Raw genomic sequence first — 23550 nt, forward strand, 5'->3', positions numbered from 1 at the left:
TCTCCTCTGACGGCAGGCCCTCGCGGCCAGTGACAAAAAAGCCAGCAATATGCTGGCTTTTTTTATGCCCGGCGTTCCGTCCGGGACTGGCCCCGCCGCGGCTGGCTGCGGGGTCGGGGCGTCTGGCGGGCGATCAGAGCTCCGCGCGGATGGCCCACAAGTCCGGGAAAACCGGGCGGAACAGGGTGCTCTGCAGATAGCCGACACCGCTGGAGCCGCCGGTACCCATCTTACTGCCAATGGTGCGCTCCACCATCTTCACGTGGCGATAGCGCCACTGCTGCAGGGAGGTGTCGATATCCACCAGAGCCTCGCAGATTTCGCTCAGCAGGGGGTTGTTGCGGTATACATCGATGAGGACCTGCTGCACGTCGGGGGAGGGCTCTGCCTTCACCGAGAAGTCACGCTCCAGAATACTTTGCGGAATGTCGTAGCCCTCGCGGCTCAGCAGCTGCAGGAACGCGTCCCACAAGGTCGGGGCGTCCAGGCGGCGCTGCAGGCGAGCGCGGTGCTCGGAGCCCTGCGGGTAATTTTCCAGCTTGCTGGCATCTTTGGCCCCATAGAGGAACTCCAGTTCGCGGAACTGATAGGACTGGAAACCACTGGCGGTGGACAGTCGGTCGCGGAACGACATGAACTCCAGCGGGGTGAGGGTCTCCAGGATATCGACCTGTTGCACCAGGGTGCGGTAGATGGCGTCGACCCGTTTCAGGGTGTGTAGCGCACGGTAGCGTTCCCCCTCCTGAAACAGGCGCACGAGGAAATCGAGCTCGTGCAGCAACTGTTTGAACCACAGCTCGTAGCTCTGGTGAATCACGATAAACAGCAGTTCATCGTGCTCGGGTCCATCGGAAAGCGGGTGCTGGCATTGCAGCAGATCGTCGACTTTTAGGTAAGAACTGTAGGTAACGGTCATTGGTACTGCCTGGTTTGTCCAGATTGCGGCGAAATGCAGTGCATCACTGTCGCCGGAATTCAAAAAGATTTTTGCCCAAATGGCGTGGTATGAGGAACATTATAAGGTCTATTGTGGGCTGATTGGAAAGCGGTGTACCTGGGGCAGGTCCGCGGTACCGGACCATAAGTCTGGTCAAGCAGTCTGGTCGATTCTGGGCTCGCAAGCCTGCGGCGAACGGCTAAGATGGAGTCCAAAGTGGTGTCGCCCCGTCGCCACGGACCATAACAACGCCGACTGGTGAAGCTTCCAGCCCGGCACAAGGAGACTGGCATGCAGAGCAACTGTGCAGAGATTGGCGTCCGGCTGGACGAGCGCGTCCTCGAAATCACGATCCAGCGTCCGGAGCGCAAGAATGCGCTGACCCTGGCGATGTACACCACCATGGCCGATCTGCTGAACGAAGCGGCTGAGGACAAAGCGGTGCGCGCGGTCATTATCACCGGCACGGACACGACCTTCACCGCAGGCAACGACCTGGCGGACTTCCTCAATGGCGGTGCCACCAGCGAAGAATCGCCCGTTATCCAGTTTCTGTATGCACTCTACAACTTCCCCAAACCGGTGATTGCGGCGGTTGAAGGGGTGGCCGTCGGTATTGGCACCACTATGCTGCTGCACTGCGATATGGCCTATGCCGGCGCAGATGCCATGTTCCAGATGCCCTTCGTGAATCTCGGCCTGGTGCCCGAGTATGCCTCCAGCTTTTTCCTGCCGCGTATGCTCGGGCATGTAAAGGCGACGGAACTCCTGCTGTTGGGTAAGAAGTTTGGTGCCGAAGAAGCGGAAAAACTGGGCATTTGTAATGCTGCAGTGCCTGCCGGGGAGGCGCTTGCCGCGGCCCGTAAGACCGCACAGCAGATTGCCACCCTGGCACCGGAGGCAATCCGCCTGAGTAAGGAATTGTTGCGTGAAGGCACCAAGGCGCGCGGTATGGAAGTGATTCGCAACGAGGCGGGCCATTTCCACACGCGCCTGCAATCGGAAGAGTTCCGCGAAGCGGCAACCGCCTTTATGGAAAAGCGTCCTGCCGACTTTTCCCGCTTCTAGGCAATGACTGAGATTGCCGCAATGCCCGCCCGGAGCGCGTCAGCGCGGGGTGGGCTTGCTGCTACCGCGGCGCTCAATCGCCGGGGTTTCATAGCCGCTGTAATCTATCGAGCCGGCTTCCCAACGCAGGGGCTGACTTTCGCGGCGTTCTGCAATGCTGCAGCCAAACACCTCCAGGTGTACACGCTCCATCAGTGCCTCCAGTTCCGCTCTGCCCGCGAGCCCCAGTAAGGGGCCCGCCTGCATAAGCCCTTCCAGACGGTGTCGCTCGACGGCCGGGATCGGATAGCCATCGCGGGAGTTGCCGAACAATTGCCGGAATCGTTGTTCGATGGTGGCGAGAAGCGCTGTGCGCTGTGGCTCCAGTGTTTGTGCGGTCACTGGAATTTCACCGCGGTGCCACTGACGCTCACCATCATCATGGCGCCCTCTGAACCCACCACTTCGTAATCGATATCGATGCCGACAATCCCGTCCGCGCCGAGTGCCGCCGCCTGCTCTTCCATTTCGGTAAACGCGATGGCGCGGGCTTTGCTCATCTCACGCTCGTAAGCGCCGGCACGGCCACCGACAATGTCCCGGACGGCACCGAAGAAGTCCTTGAAAATGTTTGTGCCCATGATGGCCTCCCCGGCCACCACATCGAGGTAATGGGCGATGGTCTTTCCGTCGACGACGGAGGTCGTGGTCTTCAGCATGGCAAATCCTTGGTAACTGTATTCCGGGCGTCATAGCCGGGCAATGACGGAGTAGGGCGTTGCGTGCAGGGGAGACGTTTGTCTGTGGGGTTGACCGCAGGTGCATTAGCGGTACATCGCCATCTCGCGGCGGCGCTGGCGAATGTTACTCATAAATTCGGACTCCTGCGGCGGTACCACTTCCTCCAGCAGCGCTCTGACAAACTGATCCGGTTTGTCCACTTCTGCGCTGCCCTCCACGACCGGGAAACTGGCGCGAACGCGAATAAATTTATCGCCCTTGGTGAAAATGTAGTTGGCGGTGGTCGCCTGGCCGCCATTGTGGTCGGTCACCAGACCATCAAAAAAGACGCCCTCGAACACGTTGTTCTGCACCTGCCAGGTCAGTGGCTGGATGTCACTCAGCTCGATACTGGCAATATGCCCCTGATTGGACAGTGAAAGCAGTTCTGTTTGCAGGATTTCCGCTTCCGCATTGGTGATCGTAGCCGCGTCGCTCCAGTCGATATTACGCACGGGATAGACAAAAACCTCGGCTTTGTCGAAGGCAAAGAGCTTGTGCTGGAAACTGAGTTGAGTGCCATGGAAGGGGTTGTTGTAAATGTAGCGATCCTCAAAAAAGTAACCGCCTACCTCTCCGGGGACCACAAGATCCTTGTCATAGTCGCTGGCCCCGATGGCACTCAGCAGGTGCCTGCCGGAAAACACGGCATCCCGCTCGAGATCCTGTAACAGCTGGTCGCTCACCAGCTCTGTCAGCTGCTTGTGGGAATCGTATCCGCCACTGAACAGCGAAACGGATTGCTTGACCGGGATTTCATAGCTGTACAGTTGTATGGGCAGCTCGTTCCAGCTGATTACCACCTCACTGCGCAGCGTCTTTTCTTTAACAGAGGGAAGTAGCTTCAGCGTGGCGCCGGACAGTGCCTCGTTGCCGATTTCGGCCCCGGATTCCCGATCGAACAGGGCGGTGGAGATCAGCAGTTCATACTGGGGCCCTTCCTGTGCAACCGCTATATGCTCAAACGCGCCTTCCCGCTGGAGGCTGGCGCGGAACAGGGGGAGGGAAAACAGGTTCTCGGTACAGTGCTGTAGCAGGGATGCTTTGCGGAAGCTTTCACAGTCACTGGCCAGCTGCTCACTGGGCGTCTTGAAGTACAGGGATACCGCAGGATATTTCGGGATAAATTCCGCGTCATTTTCCGCCGTGCTGGGCGCGGGGTTCGGTGCAGTCGCACAGGCAGCCAGCAGCAGAAGAAGCGGCAGTAGCAAGGCAGTGCGCATGAATGTCCTTTTCCCGGGAAGTTTTTATTCTGTGGGCGCCAGGGGCGCGCGCTCTATGGGAATATACGGCAATCTGCGGGATTGGACTATCTCTCTGTCTGGGAATCCATGCGGTGCGGCATGCGACGTGTAACAGGCATCGCAGCTCCTGGCGCTGCGGTAATATCAGCGCCGTATGGCCCGGGCGGCCGCGCGGGCGTTGAATACGCAGTTGGAAAGGAAGGTCCCCTCGAGGGAGCGAATGCCTGCGATGCCTCCGCCGCCAAACCCGGCGACTTCGCCGGCCGCAAACAGACCGGGAATGAGGGCACCACCCTGCGACAGCACGCGGCTGTCCAGATCCGTTTCGATGCCGCCCATGCTTTTGCGGCTCAGGAAACGCAGGCGGATGGCAATCAATGGCATGGCGTTGTCATCGTGGATGGGCTGGTAGCGGCAGGTGCGGACCCAGTCTCCGATCCACTTGCGCGCCTGGGCAATGCGGCGTAACTGGTCATCGGCAAAATAGCGTTTGCCCTGACGCAGCAGGGTATCGTACTGCTCGATATCCCGTTGCATCCCGGCGACGTCAATCTCGGCTTCCGGGGCCAGTGCGTTCATGCGTTCGGCCAGTTCTTTATAGGAGTGGCCTACCACTACATCCGGACATTCATTCACCATAAAGTCCACCAGTCCGCGGGCGCCGGTGATGAGTCCCACAATGATCTTGAAAACACGTTTATCGCGGAAGTTGGGATTCATGTCCGAGCCGGACACCGCCATCTCGCGCAAGGCGATATTCCGGTTCAGGATAAGCCAGCTGTACTGGTGGGGCAGGTGCCCCATGCGCTTGCACAGCCGGTGGGTATCGAAGGCTCCAATCATCGGGTCCGGCCCGACGCGCCGACCGTAGCAATCCATCCACAGTGCCGAGCGCGGTGGAATCAAGGCCAGGCCCTGGTTGTCGAAATCCGGTTTGGGTTTGGCAATACCCGCGGCGTAATTCCACATCCAGCCAAGGTTGGAAACCCTGCCGCCGATGCTGCTCACCGCATCGTGGACGCTGCCATCGGTCGCGGGGTCCGAGCCGTTCAGCATGTTGGTTGGTGGCTTACCGTAAATAGGATCCCATTCCCGGCGTACCCGCTCGAGGTCGCCATTGATACCACCGCTGGCTACAACCAGGTTGTCGCACTGCAGCGTAAATGCGCCTTCAGGGTTGTGGCCGCTACACCCGCTGACGCGATCGCCATTGCGCTCAATGGTGTCGACGCGGTGATTGAAGTGAATAGTGAGGTTGCCCGCGTTGGGGTGGGTTTGCAGTTTGCCGATCAGGGCTTGCACAATGCCGTTACCGCAACCCCAGGCAATATGGTAGCGCGGTACCGAATTGCCGGGCCGGAAATCCCCGCGCTCCACCCAGTGCACAATGGGGAAAAAGCGAACCCCGCGCTCGCGCAGCCAGTGATAGACCTCTTCGGTGCTGCGATAGGCGTACGCCTCCGCCCAGCGCTTTTGCCAGACATGCTGCTCGTCGAACTCGGCAGCGCGCAGCCAGTCGGCGTGCATCAGTTCGGGAGAGTCCGTGACGCCAAGTAGTTTCTGCTCACGGGTGCCGTTCAATAGCAGGCCGCCGAATGCGTTGTTAGCCAGTCCGCCAAATTGATCCGCGCCGTTGCAGTCGACCATTACGATGCGCTGGCCGCTGTCCAGCAATTCCAGTGCCGTGGTAATGCCGCTGAGACCGGCGCCGATAATGCCAACGTCGGCCTGATAGGTAATCGCCATGGAGGACTGCTCGCTGTTATGACCGCTCTGTGCTGGGCTTAGTCGATATTGGGTGCACTGGACTGTTCTCCCAGCCCCTCGCCGCCGAGGCCGAGATAGCCGCCGTCTACCGGCAGGTCAGTGCCGGTAATGAAACTGGCTTCGTCGCTGAGCAGAAACAGGACTGCACTGGCCACTTCCGAGGTCTCACCGCAGCGGCGCAGCATGTGATATCTGCCCCAGATGGGTTCGAACTTTTCCCGGTCACCGCCGGCGGCATCTAGTACCGCAGGGCTCCAGATCCAGCCGGGGCTGACACTGTTCACGCGTATGCCATTGGGGGCCAGGTCAAGGGCGCTGCACTTGGTGAGCTGGTCGACGGCGCCTTTGGCAGCGTTATAAGTCCAGCGATCCGGCTGGGCGATATGGGCGGAAATACTGCTGAGGTTGACCACGGCTCCACCACCGGACTCTGTCATATGGCGAGCGGCCAGCTGGGTCATGGTGGCAAAACCAATCGGGCCGACAGTCAGCGAGCGCGTCCAGTGCTCACGGGTGGCATTGACTCCTTCCGCAATAAAGGAGAAAGCGTTGTTCACGAGAAAGTCGATACCGCCCATTTTCTTGATGGCAAAGTCCACCAGCTGTTGGCAAAAGCTTTCTTCTGACATGTCGCCACAAAGGAAATGCACCGGTGTGCCATAGCTCTCGAGCGCCGCGCGGGTCTCCGGGCTGATTTCCTGCATATCGCACAGGGTAACGGCACAGCCCGCTTCCAGCAGTGCGTCTACACAAGCCCGGCCAATGCCCTGGGCGCCGCCGGTGACGATGGCTTTCTTGTCGGCTAATCCTCGCATGACCTTATCCCTCTCTTTGTTGTTATTGGCTCTGGGGCCGGTGACCTTCAGTCGTTGTTTTCACGGTATTCGAAGTAATCGAAATCGGCATGCAGTCCCTGTCCTGACAAGTCCTGGCAGGCCAGGCCATAAAAGGCACCGGTGAAATTGGGGTGATAGCGACCGCTGGAGATCTCCACGTAGTCGTCCGACAGAATGCTGCCATCGAGAACGGGACCAATTTTCTGCCATTGGCCTTGTTCCAGTGCATAGAAAAATTGCAACTCGGCACCGTTGAATTCGGCTTTCAGATAGACCCGGGTGGAGCCGGTGACTTCCACCGGTGCGCAGGGCTCGCGCATGTTGAAATTGTCGTTGGTTACGATCTTCAGGAATTTGCGCCCGCTGCTTGCTCCGAAGTCATCACCGGCAATATGCAGGTAATGGTGGTGGCCGGTGTTGTAGTAGCACACCAGGCCGGCCATTTGCTGGAACAGCTGCGGGGCAAATTCCACACAGGTTTCCGCACTGGAATGGTGGGCCTGTACCCGACGCCCCACCAGACTCTGTCGGAAACACGAGCTGAGGGAGTCGCGACCGTAAAGGCGCAAGAAGCCGGAGCGATCTGTCTGGTTTACCCAGTCGGCGGTCATCGGTACCCGCAGGGACTGGAAATGGATGTTCAGTTCTTCGCCATCAAAGTCGAGTCGCGCGGGCTCTGCTGCAAACGGAAAATCCGGGAGCTCAGGGGCCTCCACTTCGGGGCGTGCGACGCGGCCGCCGCAGGCCAGGTAAAGCCAGTCATCCTCTCGCCATTCAACGCGCTCGATGCCGCTTTCGCGCCCCAAGATACAGCGCCCCTTTTCAGAGAGTGGTCGCCCGGTGAGGAACGTCGCATACCAGTCGCCATCCTGAGTCTCGACGAAGCCGCCGTGCCCGGTTTTCTGCAGGTAGGCGTCCGGGGTGTATTTCGAACTGATGATGGGGTTGTGCGGAGCCACTTCGTAGGGGCCGGTAATACTGCGGGAACGAGCCAGGGTCATGCAGTGCTCATAGCCAGTACCGCCTTCCGCCGTGAGCAGATAATACCAGCCATTGCGCTTGTAGAGATGAGGCCCTTCCGTGCGGCCGTGCTCGGTGCCCTCGAAAATATAATGCAGGTCACCGACGAGCCTCTGTTGCTCGCGATCATATTCCTGCAACACGATGCCACCGAAAAAGCGATTGTCGCGGTGGTCCATGATCATGTTGAGCAGATAACTGCGCCCGTCATCATCGTGGAATAGGGAGGCGTCGAAGCCGCTGGAGTTGAGGTAGATAGGGTCGGACCATTCGCCGGTGATCTCGGTGCTGGTCACCAGATAGTTGGGCATATCCTTCCACATACCGACAAAGCTGCGCACGTTGGTATACAGCAGGTAGAAGACCCCGTCATGGTGGCTCAGGCAGGGGGCCCACACGCCACAGGAATCCGGAACGCCTTCCATATCCAGCTGGGACAGTCGGTTCAGTGGCCGGTGCACCAGTTGCCAGTTGCGCAGGTCCCGTGAATGGTGGATCTGGTAGCCCGGGAACCACTCGAAAGTCGAGGTCACCACATAGTAATCGTCGCCCACACGCAAAATACTGGGGTCCGGGTTGAACCCCCGCAGGAACGGGTTCTGGATGGTCTTCATACGCTGAAACTGCAGGTCGTTATTCATTGGTTTGCCCACAACATAAGGGATTTAACCATAAATGTAAACGTTTACATCGGGGTGCGCCGGAAATGTCTATCCGGGGCTACCGGCGGTTCTTTAGGTGCCTCTAGATGCGGTTAGATTGTCGCGGAGAAGAACAGCTGGGCATCGGGATCACTCTGAAAGTGGACCGGCTGACCCGACACCGGGTGCGCAAACTGCAGTGCCGCCGCGTGGAGTAACAGGCGCGGTGCTGCCGCGAGCGCCTGCGGATGGGCGTAAAAAGGATCGCCCAAAATCGGATGTCCGATCGCCTGCAGGTGCACACGAAGCTGGTGCGAGCGTCCGGTGATGGGCGTCAGGCGAACCAGGCTACTGGTGCCGTCAGAGCGGACTTTTTCCCACAGGGTACGAGAGGGTTTGCCCACCTCCCAGTCGACTTTTTGTCGCGGTCGGTTGGGCCAGTCACAGATGAGAGGCAGATCAATCTCTCCCCGTTGCAATTCCGGTACTCCCCAAACCATCGCGTAGTACGTTTTTTCAACCGCACGCTGTTGGAACAGGCTGCTCAATTGGCGATGGGCCACTGGATGTCGCGCCATCACGATCAAACCGGAGGTGTCCATATCGAGTCGATGGACGGTCATGGCGCCAGGGTATTGCTCCTGGACCCGGCTGGCCAGGCTATCGGCATGGGCGGGATCACGGCCGGGGACGCTCAGCAGCCCGCTGGGCTTATCCAGCACGACGAGCGTGTCGTCTTCGTACACAACAGCGAGACGTGGTGTGGTGGGGGGATTGTATGGGCGCATAAATCTCGACTCTGCCGCCTGCCACTTTAGCGCGCATGAAACACCAGCGGCAGCACAGGTGCAAGGGAATGCACAGCCGCTCCAGCAACAGCGAGCAGTGCCAATGCCCAGCTAAACTCCTAATTTGCTGGAATACCGCTAGAGGGACCTTGTGTGAATTCCGCCGACAAAACCACCGGATCTGCGCCTGGCAAGACGCTGACGGCCACCACGCTGGGGCTGGTAACCGCCGCAACGATTGTTACGAGCTTGCGTGGGCTGCCCATGATGGCGCAGGAAGAGCTGACGATGTTCGTGTACATCGGTTTCGCCACGTTGCTGTTCTTGATTCCTGCCGGCCTGGTGGCCGCCGAACTCGGTGGCGCTTTTGGCGACCGGGCGGGCGGGGTCTATACCTGGATTGGTGAAGCCTTTAGCCCGCGTCTGGGTTTCACCGCGATCTGGTTGCAGTGGATACAGAATGTCGTCTGGTATCCGACCTGCCTGAGCTTTGCTGCCGCGGGAATTGCTTACGGTATCGGTCTGCCCCACCTCGCAGAAAACAATGTGTTTGTCGGACTGTTTTGTATTGGTGCGTATTGGGCTGCGACGGCAGTCGCTCTGACGGGTACTGACTTTCTCGCCAAGGTTACCAAGTTGGGCTTTTTGCTGGGCACGGTGTTGCCCGGCCTGGTGTTGATGGCGTTGGCCATTGCCTGGGCAATGGCGGGTCACGACCTGGGGTGGGAAACGGCAACCAATCCGGCGGTAACCACAGAGGAGGGGGGGCACCACCATCCGCGCTGGTTCCCGCATGTCGCCGGCCTGGGTTCACTGGCGTTTCTCGGCGGAATTTTGCTGAATTTTGCCGGCGTTGAGGCGCAGGCGACGCACGCAACCGAGATGCGGAATGCCAAGCGGGATTACCCCATCGCGATATTTATTGCCGCGGCGATATCCTTTGCGATTTTTACCATGGGGGCGCTGGCGGTCGCCGCGATTCTTCCCTACGACAGTATCAGTTTGCAGACTGGTGTTTACACCACGTTTGAGCAGGCGTTCGAAAAACTGCTGGGGGTGCACTGGCCCGTCCAACTGCTCGCATTGCTGGTGTGCTATGGCGCGCTGGGTGGCGCGCTGGCATGGCTGGCGGGACCGAGTCGCGGCCTGTTGGCGACGGCGAGAGACGGGATGTTGCCGCCCTGGCTGCAGCGCACCAATAAGCATGGGATGCAGCAGAATATCCTGATTGTGCAGGGTATGATCGCCACATTGATCTCCTGTATCTATTTTCTGTTCAAGAATGTCGGGACGGCCTTTTTCCTGATTTCCGCGATGACGATTACGCTGTACATCATCATGTACCTGATGATGTATGCCGCTGCGATACGCCTGCGTCGTACACGTCCGGATCTGCCGCGCAGTTTCCAGATACCGGGCGGGATGGGCGGTATGCTGCTGGTCGCGGGCATCGGTTTTCTCGCGGTGGCCTTCGCATTCGTGGTTTCATTTTTCCCCCCGGACCAGCTCCCCATCGGCAGCCCGACGATCTATGTGATGTTGGTGGCTGCCGGTGCCATTGTATTCACCGCCCTGCCGTTATTGATCTACCAGTTGCGCAAACCGGGCTGGAAGCAGAATTCTTTCCGTGTCGAAAAACCGTAGACAAAGGAATCCATCGTGAAACAGCAATCGCCGTTCGAACAGTTTTTCGACCAGTTAAACGAGGAAGTCCCCGAGCACCAGTTTCCCAAAGGTTCAATGTCCGCGTTTGCGGCAGAGGCGATCGTAAATAGTGAGGCCTGGGCCGATGCGAAGCCGGTTATGAACCTGTCGTCATTCGTCACGACCTTTACCGAGCCCGAAGCGTTCGATGTGTTGAAGAAGCACTATCTGAAAAATTATATCGACCACGATATGTACCCCCAGCTGTTCGCGATGGAAGAGCGAATGGTGCGCTGGCTGCACGATCTCTGGAATGGTCCCGAGAATGCTCAGGCCTTCGGTACGGCGACCATCGGCTCCTCCGAGGCGTGTATGCTCGCGGGACTGGCACACAAATGGAACTGGCGCAAAGCGCGGGAGCGAGCGGGGAAGGATGCGAGTCGCCCCAATCTGGTGACCGGTGGCAATGTCCAGATTGTCTGGAAAAAATATATGCGTTACTTCGACGTCGAGCCGCGTATCGCACCACTGGCGCCTGGCAAGTACAAACTCACCACCGAACACCTGGATGAACTGGTTGATGAGAACACCACGGCAGTGGTCGCCATTGCCGGTCAGACTTTTACCGGTGAGGATGACGACTTCAAGGATATCCACGACTGGCTCGATGCCTATGAGGAACGGACCGGCCACAGTATCCCGTTACATATCGACGCGGCTTCGGGAGGGTTTATCAACCCGTTCCTGTATCCGGATTACGAGTGGGATTTTCGTTTGCCGCGAGTGCAGTCCATCAATGCATCGGGACACAAATTTGGGCTGGTACCACCAGGGCTGGGCTGGCTGGTTTTTCGCGATCGCAAGGTGTTTGATGAGGACTTGATGTTCTACGTCAATTATCTGGGAGGCGAGCAACCCACCGCGACGCTGAATTTCAGTCGCAATGCAGCCCCGGTCGCCTATCAATATTATGTCTTCCTCCGCCTGGGGTTCGACGGGTTCCGGGAAATCATGCAGCGAACGCTAGAGAACTCCCATGAGCTGCGCGAGCGCCTTTTGGAAAGTGGCTATTTTGAGGCCATGAATGCTACCCAGCGAATTCCTGTGGTGGCACTGACATTGAAGCGGGAGTTTACCAACTTCAATGAGTTCGACGTGTCTTTCAAGGTCCGCGAACGAGGCTGGGTCCTATCTGCCTATTCGATGCCGCCGGAAGCGCAAAGTGTGAATTCACTGCGCGTCGTGGTACGACCGCATATCAATCACAATGTGATCAAGGTTCTGGCCAACGACATCATCGAGGCCTGTGACTGGCTGAAGGAGCATGGCGGTACGGCGACGCCACCGGTACTGCATGATCCGCACAAGAGTTCGGTCAGCAAGTGCTAGTACGTGAGTTCAAGCGCAAGACAAAAGGAGGGGCGCCGGTGCGCCCCTCTTTGGTTGCGGATTTCAACGGAAGGGGGAAGTGCGTCTTCTCCGCAGCAGGAATAAGGACAACAGCAGCATCATTAACATCGGCTCCACCGAGCCACCTCCACCGCCGCCCCCACTGGGGTAGGCGCGATTGCCGCTGAAGGCGGGATTGCTCTTGTCCTGACGATGTTCGCGCACCGGTACCATGCGCCGATTTTCCTGCGAAGTCCTTTCTTTTTCCACTCTGGCTTTGTTATTGCGCTGTATTCCCAGTTGCTCGAACACCGGTTCTTCCACCACCAGCATCGATGTGTAGGGGGTAACCAGTCCATATTCTACGGCCAGGTCCACAATCGCATTTTCACTATCCGCATCCTGTCCCAGGTAATCCATGCGGTTCTGAATATCTTCGATGGTCGCGAACGCCCAGAGTCTTTCTAGCTCGGGGTTTCGGTCGTCGCTGCGCGGGAACTGCAATGGGGACTCGTAATGCACATCGCGACTGGACACCTTGCCGTCAATCTTGAGCTGCGCTGCGCCTTCCCCCCAATAGTGTCCGAAAACAATCAGTTGCTGGCCGCGATACAGCGAGCCGATTCGGGCCGGGCTCAGGTCGCGGACTTTGACGCCGGAAATTTTCAGGTCGATATCGCGGTATGCCTCGTGCTTGAGCCTGTCAGCGGCCTGTAGGAGGCGGCCGGATATATCGTCGCTGTTCGAGATCGCCATCGCAAAGCCGTTGGAGACCTTTGCCATCCCATCGAGCAGCGGGCGGTTCGCACTGTTCCCCATCACAAAGGTGAACAGACGGATGTCCTGTTGCTCCAGCAGCTTCAGAAAGGCCTTTTTCTGCGTGACGCCCACATTGGCGACACCGTCCGTGACCAGGACCACTGCACTGGGGCGGTCGCTGTCGAGGCCGCGATAGGCGAGCTTCAGTCCAGCAAACAAGTTGGTGCCGCCGTCGGGTGACAGGGTTTCCAGTTGCTGCAGGTAGAGTCCAATGTTACCGGGCGTCACGGGAACATAGCCGTTGGTCAGATCCCACGCGTGGTTATTGAATAGCACCAGGCGAAACCGGTCATTGGGTTGCAGCTTGCCGAGCCCCTTGCGTACACCCTCGGCGAGACTGTGGTATTTACCGGCCATGGACCCTGACATGTCCAGCACGAAGGTCCAGTCCCTGCCCTGTTGCACAACTCCGAGATCGTCACCCGGTGTCAGGGTCAGCATAAAGGTACCGCGATCGCTGCCCTCGGGGCGGTAGGTCACCATGTCCACACTGCCGGGTAATCCCTGCCGGTGTCGCCAGTACACCGCGATATCCTGATCCAGCGAGAAGGCGCTTCCGCTGGTGGGGACTGCAGAAATGGACTCGCCCTGTTCGGTGAGTATTTGCCCTGTGCCAGTCCCGTTGGCGAAGGAAGCCTGCCATTCCTGGCCGGACAACTGCTGGATCTGTGCCTGCGGATGGGCGGGCAGGAGGAACTGGTCAATCGGGTAGGAAGAGCGCATGGTCAGGTTAAAGCTAAATGCTTCCTGTACCTGTTGCTGGTACGTCCAGAAAGCCATGCGCTCCTCGTCGACACCACCCTCCTCGAGCGGATAAACGTAGCGACCGATACCAAGGTCGGCGTGTACTGGCTGGATATAGACCAGTCGAATGCGCACCGAGTCCTGGGGCAAAACCGCTGATACGCGACTGTCAAAACTCCGGTAGGCGTCCTGCTCAGTAAGGGCGGTGCGTCGACCCTGGGCTTTTTCGTGCTCGTAAATTTCACGGGCTTTTTGCTTGGGCAGCACTTCTGCCGTGACGGGTTGGCCGTCGATCCAATAGGTGAATTCACCAACCGAGGCTTGATACGGCACCGGGAAGGTGTAGACGGCTTCGAGCGTCTGATCGTGCGGGTTGAAAAAGGTCTGGTCGACTTCGGTAATGGCGTAACCGTCCTCCACAATGACGTTAACGTGATGCTCCTTGATCTGGAGTTCAGGCAGACCGCTGTCCGTTGGGGTGAGTAAGCCCGCCGCCATCGATAGCTCGGTGAACAACAGCCCCAACAGGGTCAGCGCGAGCCGATGGGCAGGTTTGCGCCAAAAAGATTGCATCGAAATTTCCTCCGGTCGTCGGGCAATAACGCATTTCATGGGCGTGGGTTTGGTCTCCCACAGTGCCCGGCGATTAACACCCGGGGGGTCATAAAGTTCACCAGAAACCGGAAAAGTAGAGTAAATTAAGGCTTCAGGTATTAAATTTCGATACTTTTGAGGCGGTTGTGAGCCAGATACCAGCACTCATCAAGACACTGAAGCGCGCGTTGAAGGCGCGGGGAATTACCTATGCCGATATTGCTGCCGAGCTGCAGTTGTCGGAGAGCAGTATCAAAAGACTGTTTGCCGGAGGTGGAATTTCCCTGGCGCGTCTCGAAGACCTGTGCAGGATCGCGGGTCTGGATATTACCGATCTAGTCCGCAAAACCGCCGAGGCACGCCACGGTCTCGAGACCTTGACGGAAGCACAGGAGCGGGAAGTGGCGGGAGATCCGCTGCTGCTGTTGGTGACCGTGTGCGTGCTCAATCTCTGGACGTTTGACCAGATTGTCGAAACCTACGAAATTGCGCCAACGGAGTGTATACAGCTGTTGGCCCGACTGGATCGATTGGCCCTGATCGAACTGTTGCCACTCAATCGTTACCGCGTCATTGTGTCGAAGGAGTTTCGCTGGCTGGCAAATGGGCCGATCCAGCGATTCTTCCAGCGAGAGGTGCAACCTGAATTTCTGGATTCCAGCTTTTCCGGACCCGGTGAGAAGCTCGTGTTTCGCACGGGCATGCTGTCCCGATCTGCGAATGCCGAACTGATGAAGCGTATGGAACGCCTGCTTGAACAATTTGATGAACTGCATGATGCAGATGCCAAGTTGCCCCTCGATGAACGCTTTGGTTCCAGTTTGATGGTCGCCTTGCGTCCCTGGGAGCTCGCATTCTTCAGCCGCCTGCGTCGCAGCGACAAGAAAAAATCTTTTCCCTCATCGGGAAAAACGCCGGTACCGAGCGAGATCACCCCATGATTCAAAGAGCAGGTCTGCTGTTTAAGCCGGGGCAAGGTGCCGTCGTGATAACAGTGCTGGTGATCATCGCCGCTTCGCTATTTTTACAGTTGCTGCCGGGAGAATTGCGCGACTGGCTGGTGTACGACCGCGACAGAATTTTTGCAGGACAATACTGGCGTTTACTGTCCGGCCATTTCCTGCATACCAATCTGAACCACTATTTCATGAATGCCGGTGCGCTGGCGGTACTCTGGATTTTATTTGGTCGCTACCTCACTGCCGTATCACTGGTGCGCCTGCTTTTCTTGCTCACTTTACTGACCGGTGTCGGACTGCTGATGTTTGCGGAGTCGCTGGTGCGTTATGTGGGCTTATCGGGCGCATTACACGGGCTGATTATCTGGGGGGCGGTGCTGGATGTGCGCGACGGCGAGCGCACCGGCTGGCTGCTCCTGCTCGGCACCGCCGGGAAAATCCTCTGGGAGCAACTGGGGGGGGATACCTCAATGACGGCATCAATGATCGACGCGGATGTCGCGATCGACGCGCATATGTTCGGGGCGATTTCTGGCCTGGTTCTTGGGGCTCTGGGCCTCGTCTCCCGCCCATTGCAGCGGCAGCTGCCATCCGCGCCCGAGACGCGCGCCTGAAAAACGCATGCCTTTCCGGAGGCTCAGGCACGCCCTCGTAACGCTGGCGTCACGGCGCGCGGCGAAATGACCTGCAAACTCCCCAAACCATTCGCAGCATAAATTGGTCAGTGGCCTTCAGGCCCCGTAGTTACTGGTTTTTGCTGGGAATCTATTTCATATTGGTGAGGCCAAATTAATACCAATTTTCTTTGCCTGTCTGACCAATTGTGCTACTATTTTTCAGTCCAAATTTCGACTGTTTTCAGAGAGTAACTGATGGAAAATACTGGCCGTCTATATCAGCAGGTTGTGAAGCGCATGCTCCCGATGCTGGACTCAGGAGAATATCCTCCCGGCGCCCGATTGCCCTCTGAACGCGAGCTGTCCGAGCGGTTCGAAGTCAGTCGTCCGACGATTCGCGAAGCCATCATTGCGCTCGAGGTGATCGGACGTGTCGTGGTAAAAACCGGGTCTGGCGTTTACGTGAAAGAACCGGCCAATGTCCTGTCGGATAACAAGAGCTTTAGCCCGTTTGAGCTGACAGAGGCTCGCGTGTTGTTTGAAGGCGAGGCGGCGGCACTGGCGGCGACCATGATTACTGAAGGCCAGTTGGACGAACTGCGAGCCGCCTACCAGGAAATGGTGCGCGAGAATGAAGCCGGTAATCTGACGTCGGAAGTGGCCGACCGAAAATTCCATGAAGTCATCTCCAAGGCAACGCATAACCGGGTGTTGATGAGTACCATTGATACGCTCTGGGATATCCAGGAGCACAACCCGGATATCCTCCATGTGCACAAATCTGTCTGTAAGAAAGACGGACAAAAGCGTCTGGCAGAGCACAAGGCGATTGTCAGTGCGCTAGAAGACCGCGACCCGCAGGCTGCGCGTCATGCGATGCGTCGGCATTTCGGCCGAACCATCGATGCGCTGCACGAAGCGACCGAGGCCAAGGCGGTGGAGGTGATTCGCCGGGAGGTTTCCGAGCGGCGCAAACGCTTTTCCATCGAGAGGCTCGACGACTAAAGAGCATTAGATAAAAAAACCGCTGCTAGGCAGCGGTTTTTTTATGCGCGGCTTTTTTATGCACAGATTTTTCTGTTAGTAGGCGTAGCCAGAATGGCTATTTTCCAGAGCGTAAAAGGTTGCCTGGACGTAATCGTCCGCGCTGCCCGTATTGTTCTGGTTGTACACGCCGGCTTTGAAATACTGGTACTGATTTTCGGCGTCATAGCCGCTTTGCGACATGTCGACGGTGGTAGAAACGTCGGCTTTACCATCGCGTGAAATGGTCACGTTCAGGGTATTACCAATCACTTCGATCAGGTAGCTGAATCGTTCATCCAGCGCGATGCCGTCGATCGGGTCCGATGCGCTGCTGGAGCGGTTGCCAATGAGCTCGAAGTACAGGTCCTCTTTACCGATAGGTTCGTGGGCAATGTAAATTGATCCGCGCGTGTTCTGCGGTAATTTTCGATAGTAGAGGCGAACCGGCTCGTCGTCGTTCGCATGGATCTGGCCAATGATCACCCGCCCAACCTGGCTGCTGCTGCCAGTGGTGGTCACATGATTGACTGCCAGTGTTGCGCGCAGGGTGCCATCCACACCACCGGCTGCAGCACGTGCGGAAGCTGGCGCACTGCCAAACACCCAGTTATTGCGATTGACTCCCTGAGTCGAGATGCTGGTGTCGCCGCGACGCAGCATTTCGCGCAGCTCGGTTCGGGTATAGCTCGTATTGCTCGAGGTTTTGAATCCCTCCACTGGACAGCGAAACACCATGCCGCCATCACTTGCGGTATAAAAGTAAGTCGGGTTTTCGTAGCCTGATGAGAGTTCATGCTCACGAATCGAGTCGGCGGTGCCGCTGCCATCATTGTCTGTTGGGATACTGAGATACCAATCGATCAGTTCAAAGTTGCCAGAAGGGGGCAGGCTCGGGTCCAGATCACTGATGCCGGGGGAACCACCGGGAGTCGACACCGGGTATTCGGGTTCGCCAGTGCTGCAGCCAAGTACACGCAGCTCGAGGATACTGTTCCAGGCGTTGAGTGTGTTCCCTCGGGCCGTCACTCGAATATAGCGGCCCAGACTTTGTGCCAGCGCATACTGTTCCAATCCGCTGGTGGTGCCACTGGATGCGAGGCTCTCACCGAGAGGATCCCAGTTGCTGCCATCGGCGGAAATAGCGACATCAAATAGCGCGCTGCGTGTATCGCCTTTGTACCAGGCGATCTCAATCGCTGTCACCGTCGCCTGCAGGCCCAGGTCCACGATGATCCACTTTCCGATGCCTTCGGAAGACCAGCGAGATTCTTCAGCGAAACTGCCATCGAACACATTGTCCGGTCCGCGACCGTCGTGACTGCCATCATCGGAAGCGGCAACAATGGTCAGGCTGCCGGGAGCATCGCAGGTCTCGCTTGTGGCGGGAGGAGGGTTCTGGCTGCCAACCGGGTCACTGCTGGAATTTGTACTGTTGTTTGTCGTATCGCCGTTGCTGCTGCCGCTACAGCCGGTGACAAATACGAAAATTAAGGCGAGTACTCCGAATACTTTCATAGAAAAATCTTGTGTTGATCGTGTCGAGTTTGCGATGCGATTGGCGAGAGGCCCTTGTGAAAAAGGCCGCTTGCCAATCAGACCCTGGAAAATGAGAAGCCGCTGCGGTGGCAGCGGCTTCCGTGATTACCCGTGTACGTCTTAGTAGGCGTAACCAGTGTGGGTGTTTTCCAGCGCGTAGAATGTGGCCTGAACATAGTCGTCTGCATTACCAGTGTTGTTCTGGTTGTAGACGCCAGCCTTGAAGTACTGGTACTGGTCAGACACATCGTATCCGCTGTTGCTCATATCCACTGTCTGCGAGACGTCAGCTTTGCCTTCGCGGAAAATCGTGACCGTCAGGCTGTTGCCGACGACCTTGATCTCATAGCTGAAGACTTCGTCCAGTGCGATACCATCGGCAGGATCGGAAGCGCTGCTGGAACGGCTGCCGATCATCTCGTACCACTGGTCACTGCCACCCTCAGGCTCGTGGGCAAAATAGATAGAGCCCTTGGAGTTGTTGGGCAGCTTGCGATAGTACAGTCGCAGTGGCTCATCGTTGTTCGCATGGATCTGACCAACGATCACACGGCCAACCTGACCGCTGTCCCCGGTTGTGGTGACGTGGTTGACTGCCAGTGTCGCACGCAGGGTGCCATCTACCCCGCCGGCAGCATTGCGGGCGGACGACGGCGCGCTGCCAAATACCCAGTTATTCCCGTTCACGCCCTGTGTGGAGATACTGGTATCGCCACGACGTAGCATTTCGCGGAGCTCGGTACGGGTGTAGCTGGTATTGGTCGAGGTTTTGAATCCGTCTACCGGGCACCGGAATACCATGCCGCCGTCACTGCCGGTATAAAAGTAATTCGGATCCTCGTAACCGCCGGCCAATTCGTTCTCCTTGATGGAATCAGCGGTGCCACTGCCGTCCGTGTCAGTCGGTACGCTGACGTACCAATCGAGCAATTCAAAGTTCCCGGAAGGAGGCAGGTTGGGATCCAGGTTTCCGGTGGGCGGAGGATCGGTAGGGTCCGTCGGCGGGTCGGTGGGTTCGCCACCGTTACCATCTGAACAACCGGAAATGTCGACCTCGAGGATGCTGTTCCAGTTGTTTTTACTGTTGCCGTAACCCGTGATGCGGACGTACTGGGCAGTGGTTTCAGTGACCGGATAAGCTTCCAGATCTGCAGTGGTTCCGCTAGAGGTGCCACCTTCGAGGACGCTTTGCCAATTTTGTCCATTGACTGACGTCTCAATAATGAAATACGCAGAACGCTGGTTGCCTTTATACCAGGCGATTGCCACTTCCCCTACGGTTGCAGTGGAACCGAGATCCAGCACCAGCGACTTCGGCGCACCGCGCGAAGACCAGCGAGTGGCCAGGCTACCGTCAATGGCATTTGCGGGGACGTTACCGTCATTGGTGCCGTCGTCGGAGGCGGATGCAATAGTCAGCGAGCCTGTGCAGCTGCCGGGATCACCGCCGCCGGTTTCTCCTCCGCCGCCGGTCGAAGTTTCTTGAATGGCAAATGTGTCGAAGCGCCCTGTACCGCTCGCATATCGACCGAACACATTGATTGACGTTGCGCTACCAGAATTAAACTCGACGCTGACTTGCTCGAAGGCGCTGCCGCCACCGGTACTGGTAACTTCACTGCCAGATATCTCTGCACCAATGGTACCGGTGCCCTCAATATAGGCAGACAGGGTGTAATTGGTGTTCGCCTGCACAGCGACCGTTTGCTCGAAAGCGCCGCCACTGCCGGTAATTTTGGCTGACTTGGTACCTTCATGTGCATCGCTGGAAATGGCGGAAGGATCGGAGTCTGTCCAGCCATCCCAGCTACTTTCAAATCCGGGGTTGTTGATGGTTGCAGCGCTTGCCGAAACGCACGCACTGGACAGCAATCCAAATACAACGGCTTTAGTCTTGGAAATCTTCATACCTACCTCTTTGTTGGAGTTGTTGAGGTTTGGGAATGAGGGGGGAACACGCAAGGACGCGGACAGCAGTTGCCCCCCGTCTCTCATCGTTGCGGAAAAATCGAAAACTGGAAATCAGGCTGGTGGCGGACGCCACCAGCCTTGTTCTCGGATTAGAACTTCGCCTTCAGGCCAAGGAATACACGTGGGCCGTAGCTGTTCAGCTCACCCAGGTAGTCTTTGGAGTAGAAGTACTGCTTTTTAGGTTCGTCGAACAGGTTGATTGCTTCAACGCTCATCTTCACGTTGTCGGTCAACTCGTAGGAAGCGCGTGCTTCCCACACACCGACATCACCGACAAAGCGCAGGCGGGTGCCATTGCTGGTGTACGGCTGGAAGTACTCACTGCGGTACTTATAGATGAGGCTCGTGTCCAACTTACCAATCTGGTAGTACAGCTGACCAGAGAATACGTGCTCGGAGAAGCCCGGCACATTACCCGGTTCTACAATACCCTGGGTTTGGGAGAAAACGGATCCGTCATCATTGAGAACGGTGATGGAACCGTAGTTACTGTCTTCGAACTCAAAATCGGAGTCAGCATAGTTGTAGCTGATCTTTGTGCCCAGTCCGCTCAGATAACCCGGCAGGTAAGAGAAGCGGTGAGTACCGGTGATCTCAATACCAGACAGGTCATTGGTGTCGTCATTGGTCTGGGTCAGGGTAAAGTCAGCACCAACAGACTGCCCATCAATCATGAACTGCTCTGTGGTACGTACCTGCTCGAAGCCACCCTGGAATTTCTTGTGGTACACGCCCACAGCCAGCATGGTGTCTTCATTCGGGTACCACTCGACGCTGGTATCGAAGTTCCAGGACGTCAGCGGTTCGAACTCCGGGTTGCCAGAGCCAGAAACATTGGTGATCAGGTCATTCGGGTCAGTGATGTCAGCAGAACCGTTCAGTGCGAAAGAGCGGTTGTAGCCCATGTCGCTCGGATCGGCGCGAGACAGTGCACGGTAAACACCGGTACGCAGGATCACGTTGCTGGTCAGGTCTGCTGCCATATTGAAGCTCGGCAGAACCTCGGTGTAGTCACCGCCAGAGGAAACGCGCTCCAGGTCTGCATTCGGATCCGTCTGCAGAGACAGGAAGCCGCTGTCGTCTTCGATGATCTGGTATGCGGTGCGGAAGGCGACGGAATCCACTTCGGTCTGGACCACGCGTACACCAAAGTTACCCTGAACCGGAGTCTCTGCTATCTGGCTGGCGAAGTTTGCCATGACGTACGCTGCCGTTGTGGTCTCGGTAACGTCAGTAGTAGATGGGCTCTGGTATTCCTGATCCGGATATTCAAAGGCGTAGCCCTGTGCGTCCAGAATCATGTTGGTGACACACATGGTGTCAAAGGTCGCCCAGGAATTGCCGGTGCCGGAAGTTGCTTGACCGGTGGAGGAGTCAATGTTGGTGATCAGGTTGCCGCTGGAAGGCTCGCTGAGGAAACCGCTCTCCGGGAACTCGTTGTTACGACAGGCTTCGTTGATCGCAAGGATCAGTGCGCGTTCTTCTTCAGAGCTGTCGTCGAGGTTGTCAGTGGTAAAGCGGGTGCCGCCGAGGTTGACATACTCGAGCTCGGAGTGACGCAGGCCACCTTCGATCGAGCTGATCACGTCGCCGTCCAGTGTCCATTCGAAGTCGGTACGGAACGCTTCAATGGTGTTGCGGCGGTCAACGTCCGAATCGATACGTACACGGTACTCGTCGGAGAAGAGGGTGTGGTCAGTCACATCAAAGTCGTTGATGGTGTACTGGCGAATACCGGAATCGAAATCCCAGGAAACCAGCGGACGATACCCGGCGACAGTGTCTTCGTTGAAGATATCGTCGTCATCAGACTGGGTACGCAGGGACACCTGCAGTTCCTCGCGCGTGGTTTCAGAGAAACCGTAGTCGGCGGAAACCTTCAGGTTGTCATTCACCTGGAACTCAACGTTCAGACCGTAGCCCAGATACTCTTCGGTGCGCGAATACACTTCACTGTTGGACTCGATCGCGGTTTCGCCCGCCCATTCGAGTACAGCACCATTCGCAGTGGTAACCAGTGCCGGACCAGTCACCCCGGGGGTAGCACGCTTCTGGTTGGCAAAGTTCAGGTCGTGACGCTGTTCCGCCTGGATGCGCTCAGACTGCTGCAGGTCAAAGTTGATGTCCCACTTGTCGTTGGGCTGCCACTGCAGTGCAACAAATACAGCATCGCGCGTATCGGAAGTGTCATTCTGACGATAGCCATTGGAGCTGGGGGCGAACGCGTACGCCAGGCCATCGCTGACGGCCTTCCCGGTGGCCGGGTCAACGTCGGTGTTGTAGCCCTGGTTGCTGGAACCGCCGATCTGGTCTTCACAGTCACCGCTGGACTCGCGGTAGAAGCCTTCGTTGGTCACGCTGGGGTCATTGATACAGGCGTAAAGAGAGCTGCCAGACGGGCTGGAAGAGCGCATTTCCGCTTCTGGCTGGGAAATCTCGCTCTTCTGGTAGCCGAGGGATACGCCGAAATCACCGGCGCCGTCGAAGCTGAACTGGTCAACGTAGCTGGCGGTGCCGCGGAAGCCGTAATCGCCTTCACTGGCATCAGCGATATTCTGCTGATCCGGGTTGTAGTTGGCCTTGGTATCGATCTGGAAGCGCTGCTTGCCATACTCAAGCGGCTTCAGGGTTTCCATTTCGATCTGACCGGCTACACCGCCTTCGATCAGGCTTGCGTCCTGGGTCTTGTGGATGACCAGCTTACTCATCAATTCGGATGGGAACTGGGAAAAGTTCACAGAGCGGTCGCCACTGCCGTTGGTTGCGGCGCGCCCGTTAAAGGTAGAAGAGCCCAGGTAAGGGCCGAGACCGCGAATGGAGATCTCGGTAGCACCACCGTTTTCACGGTGAGAGGAAGCTCCGGTAATGGTTTCCAGCGCTTCACCAATCGACAGTGCGGGCAGATCACCAATTTCGTCGGCGGACAGGCCGTCTGCAATGGTAATGGAATCGCGCTTGATCTCGATTGTGTTCTGAACTGTTTTACGAGTACCGGTGACCGTGACTTCTTCTAGAGCGCTGGCTCCGGCTACTTCGGAATTCTCTTGAGCAATCGCTGCACCACTGACAGAAACCGTTGCGATTGCAGAAAAGAGCAGGGACCTTGTGAACTTCTTATTAGGCACTGAAACAACTCTTGTATCGTTATTATGGTTACGCATTTTAACCCCCAAGGATGTTTGCGCGTGAGT

General features: G+C 57.3%; 18 protein-coding genes. 6 read left to right on the forward strand and 12 right to left on the reverse strand.

What is annotated here, in order from left to right:
• Positions 1–133: 133 nt before the first annotated feature.
• Positions 134–916 (reverse strand): tryptophan 2,3-dioxygenase, encoded by a 783-nt coding sequence (locus ACXAD0_RS06225; RefSeq protein WP_475087502.1) that lies wholly within the window; start codon positions 914–916, stop codon positions 134–136.
• A 312-nt stretch (positions 917–1228) separates the two neighbouring features.
• On the opposite strand from ACXAD0_RS06225, the gene ACXAD0_RS06230 reads away from it, so the two are divergent.
• Positions 1229–2005 (forward strand): enoyl-CoA hydratase, encoded by a 777-nt coding sequence (locus ACXAD0_RS06230; RefSeq protein ID WP_475087503.1) that lies wholly within the window; start codon positions 1229–1231, stop codon positions 2003–2005.
• Between the two features lie 39 nt (positions 2006–2044).
• Here ACXAD0_RS06230 and ACXAD0_RS06235 read toward each other — a convergent pair whose 3' ends face one another.
• The 7 genes from ACXAD0_RS06235 to ACXAD0_RS06265 form a co-directional block, all read right to left on the reverse strand.
• A complete protein-coding gene (locus tag ACXAD0_RS06235) occupies positions 2045–2386 on the reverse strand; it encodes a hypothetical protein (protein WP_475087504.1) in 342 nt (113 codons plus the stop codon).
• The gene (locus ACXAD0_RS06240; RefSeq protein WP_475087505.1) at positions 2383–2703 is read right to left on the reverse strand and encodes a heavy metal-binding domain-containing protein; all 321 of its coding nucleotides are present in this window, start codon (positions 2701–2703) and stop codon (positions 2383–2385) included. Before ACXAD0_RS06240 ends, ACXAD0_RS06235 begins: the two co-directional genes overlap by 4 nt.
• 105 nt (positions 2704–2808) lie before the next feature.
• Entirely contained in the window at positions 2809–3987 is a 1179-nt protein-coding gene (locus ACXAD0_RS06245; protein WP_475087506.1) for a hypothetical protein, read from the reverse strand.
• Between the two features lie 165 nt (positions 3988–4152).
• On the reverse strand, positions 4153–5754 hold the full coding sequence (locus ACXAD0_RS06250) for an FAD-binding dehydrogenase (protein WP_475087507.1): 1602 nt from the start codon (positions 5752–5754) through the stop codon (positions 4153–4155).
• Positions 5755–5792: 38 nt separating this feature from the next.
• Positions 5793–6590, reverse strand: a complete 798-nt coding sequence (locus ACXAD0_RS06255; protein WP_475087508.1) for an SDR family oxidoreductase — start codon at positions 6588–6590, stop codon at positions 5793–5795.
• Positions 6591–6637: 47 nt separating this feature from the next.
• Positions 6638–8272, reverse strand: a complete 1635-nt coding sequence (locus ACXAD0_RS06260) for a glycoside hydrolase family 43 protein (protein WP_475087509.1) — start codon at positions 8270–8272, stop codon at positions 6638–6640.
• A gap of 113 nt (positions 8273–8385) precedes the next feature.
• Positions 8386–9060, reverse strand: coding sequence for an RluA family pseudouridine synthase (locus tag ACXAD0_RS06265; protein ID WP_475087510.1), 675 nt, complete (start codon positions 9058–9060; stop codon positions 8386–8388).
• Between the two features lie 153 nt (positions 9061–9213).
• Here ACXAD0_RS06265 and ACXAD0_RS06270 point away from each other — a divergent pair, with 153 nt between their 5' ends.
• On the forward strand, positions 9214–10704 hold the full coding sequence (locus ACXAD0_RS06270; RefSeq protein WP_475087512.1) for an amino acid permease: 1491 nt from the start codon (positions 9214–9216) through the stop codon (positions 10702–10704).
• A 15-nt stretch (positions 10705–10719) separates the two neighbouring features.
• Positions 10720–12093 (forward strand): glutamate decarboxylase, encoded by a 1374-nt coding sequence (gad, locus tag ACXAD0_RS06275; RefSeq protein WP_475087513.1) that lies wholly within the window; start codon positions 10720–10722, stop codon positions 12091–12093.
• A 63-nt stretch (positions 12094–12156) separates the two neighbouring features.
• Here the strand turns inward: gad and ACXAD0_RS06280 are convergent, their stop codons facing one another.
• Complete coding sequence (locus tag ACXAD0_RS06280) at positions 12157–14229, reverse strand: VIT and vWA domain-containing protein (protein ID WP_475087514.1); 2073 nt, start codon at positions 14227–14229, stop codon at positions 12157–12159.
• A gap of 167 nt (positions 14230–14396) precedes the next feature.
• On the opposite strand from ACXAD0_RS06280, the gene ACXAD0_RS06285 reads away from it, so the two are divergent.
• From ACXAD0_RS06285 to ACXAD0_RS06295, 3 genes are all read left to right on the forward strand, one after another.
• Positions 14397–15191: a helix-turn-helix domain-containing protein gene (locus ACXAD0_RS06285; protein ID WP_475087515.1), complete on the forward strand. Its 795-nt coding sequence runs from the start codon at positions 14397–14399 to the stop codon at positions 15189–15191.
• 53 nt (positions 15192–15244) lie between these two features.
• Positions 15245–15823, forward strand: a complete 579-nt coding sequence (gene rrtA, locus ACXAD0_RS06290) for a rhombosortase (RefSeq protein ID WP_475087516.1) — start codon at positions 15245–15247, stop codon at positions 15821–15823.
• Positions 15824–16081: 258 nt separating this feature from the next.
• Positions 16082–16831: a FadR/GntR family transcriptional regulator gene (locus tag ACXAD0_RS06295; RefSeq protein WP_475087517.1), complete on the forward strand. Its 750-nt coding sequence runs from the start codon at positions 16082–16084 to the stop codon at positions 16829–16831.
• A gap of 75 nt (positions 16832–16906) precedes the next feature.
• Here ACXAD0_RS06295 and ACXAD0_RS06300 read toward each other — a convergent pair whose 3' ends face one another.
• From ACXAD0_RS06300 to ACXAD0_RS06310, 3 genes are all read right to left on the reverse strand, one after another.
• Positions 16907–18367, reverse strand: a complete 1461-nt coding sequence (locus tag ACXAD0_RS06300) for a polysaccharide lyase family 7 protein (RefSeq protein ID WP_475087518.1) — start codon at positions 18365–18367, stop codon at positions 16907–16909.
• Between the two features lie 141 nt (positions 18368–18508).
• A complete protein-coding gene (locus ACXAD0_RS06305; protein ID WP_475087519.1) occupies positions 18509–20296 on the reverse strand; it encodes a polysaccharide lyase family 7 protein in 1788 nt (595 codons plus the stop codon).
• A 152-nt stretch (positions 20297–20448) separates the two neighbouring features.
• Entirely contained in the window at positions 20449–23484 is a 3036-nt protein-coding gene (locus ACXAD0_RS06310) for a TonB-dependent receptor (RefSeq protein WP_475087520.1), read from the reverse strand.
• Positions 23485–23550: the final 66 nt, after the last annotated feature.

The sequence above is a fragment of the Microbulbifer sp. ABF4_148 genome (genome assembly GCF_056158985.1).

Bases quoted from the DNA above. Each gene is read 5' to 3' on its own strand.
- ACXAD0_RS06295 (WP_475087517.1), top strand. From the start codon at position 16,082: ATGGAAAATACTGGCCGTCTATATCAGCAGGTTGTGAAGCGCATGCTC.
- ACXAD0_RS06280 (WP_475087514.1), bottom strand. From the start codon at position 14,229: ATGCAATCTTTTTGGCGCAAACCTGCCCATCGGCTCGCGCTGACCCTG.
- ACXAD0_RS06300 (WP_475087518.1), bottom strand. From the start codon at position 18,367: ATGAAAGTATTCGGAGTACTCGCCTTAATTTTCGTATTTGTCACCGGC.
- ACXAD0_RS06225 (WP_475087502.1), bottom strand. From the start codon at position 916: ATGACCGTTACCTACAGTTCTTACCTAAAAGTCGACGATCTGCTGCAA.
- ACXAD0_RS06265 (WP_475087510.1), bottom strand. From the start codon at position 9,060: ATGCGCCCATACAATCCCCCCACCACACCACGTCTCGCTGTTGTGTAC.
- ACXAD0_RS06245 (WP_475087506.1), bottom strand. From the start codon at position 3,987: ATGCGCACTGCCTTGCTACTGCCGCTTCTTCTGCTGCTGGCTGCCTGT.
- ACXAD0_RS06260 (WP_475087509.1), bottom strand. From the start codon at position 8,272: ATGAATAACGACCTGCAGTTTCAGCGTATGAAGACCATCCAGAACCCG.
- ACXAD0_RS06240 (WP_475087505.1), bottom strand. From the start codon at position 2,703: ATGCTGAAGACCACGACCTCCGTCGTCGACGGAAAGACCATCGCCCAT.
- ACXAD0_RS06255 (WP_475087508.1), bottom strand. From the start codon at position 6,590: ATGCGAGGATTAGCCGACAAGAAAGCCATCGTCACCGGCGGCGCCCAG.
- ACXAD0_RS06230 (WP_475087503.1), top strand. From the start codon at position 1,229: ATGCAGAGCAACTGTGCAGAGATTGGCGTCCGGCTGGACGAGCGCGTC.
- ACXAD0_RS06305 (WP_475087519.1), bottom strand. From the start codon at position 20,296: ATGAAGATTTCCAAGACTAAAGCCGTTGTATTTGGATTGCTGTCCAGT.
- ACXAD0_RS06250 (WP_475087507.1), bottom strand. From the start codon at position 5,754: ATGGCGATTACCTATCAGGCCGACGTTGGCATTATCGGCGCCGGTCTC.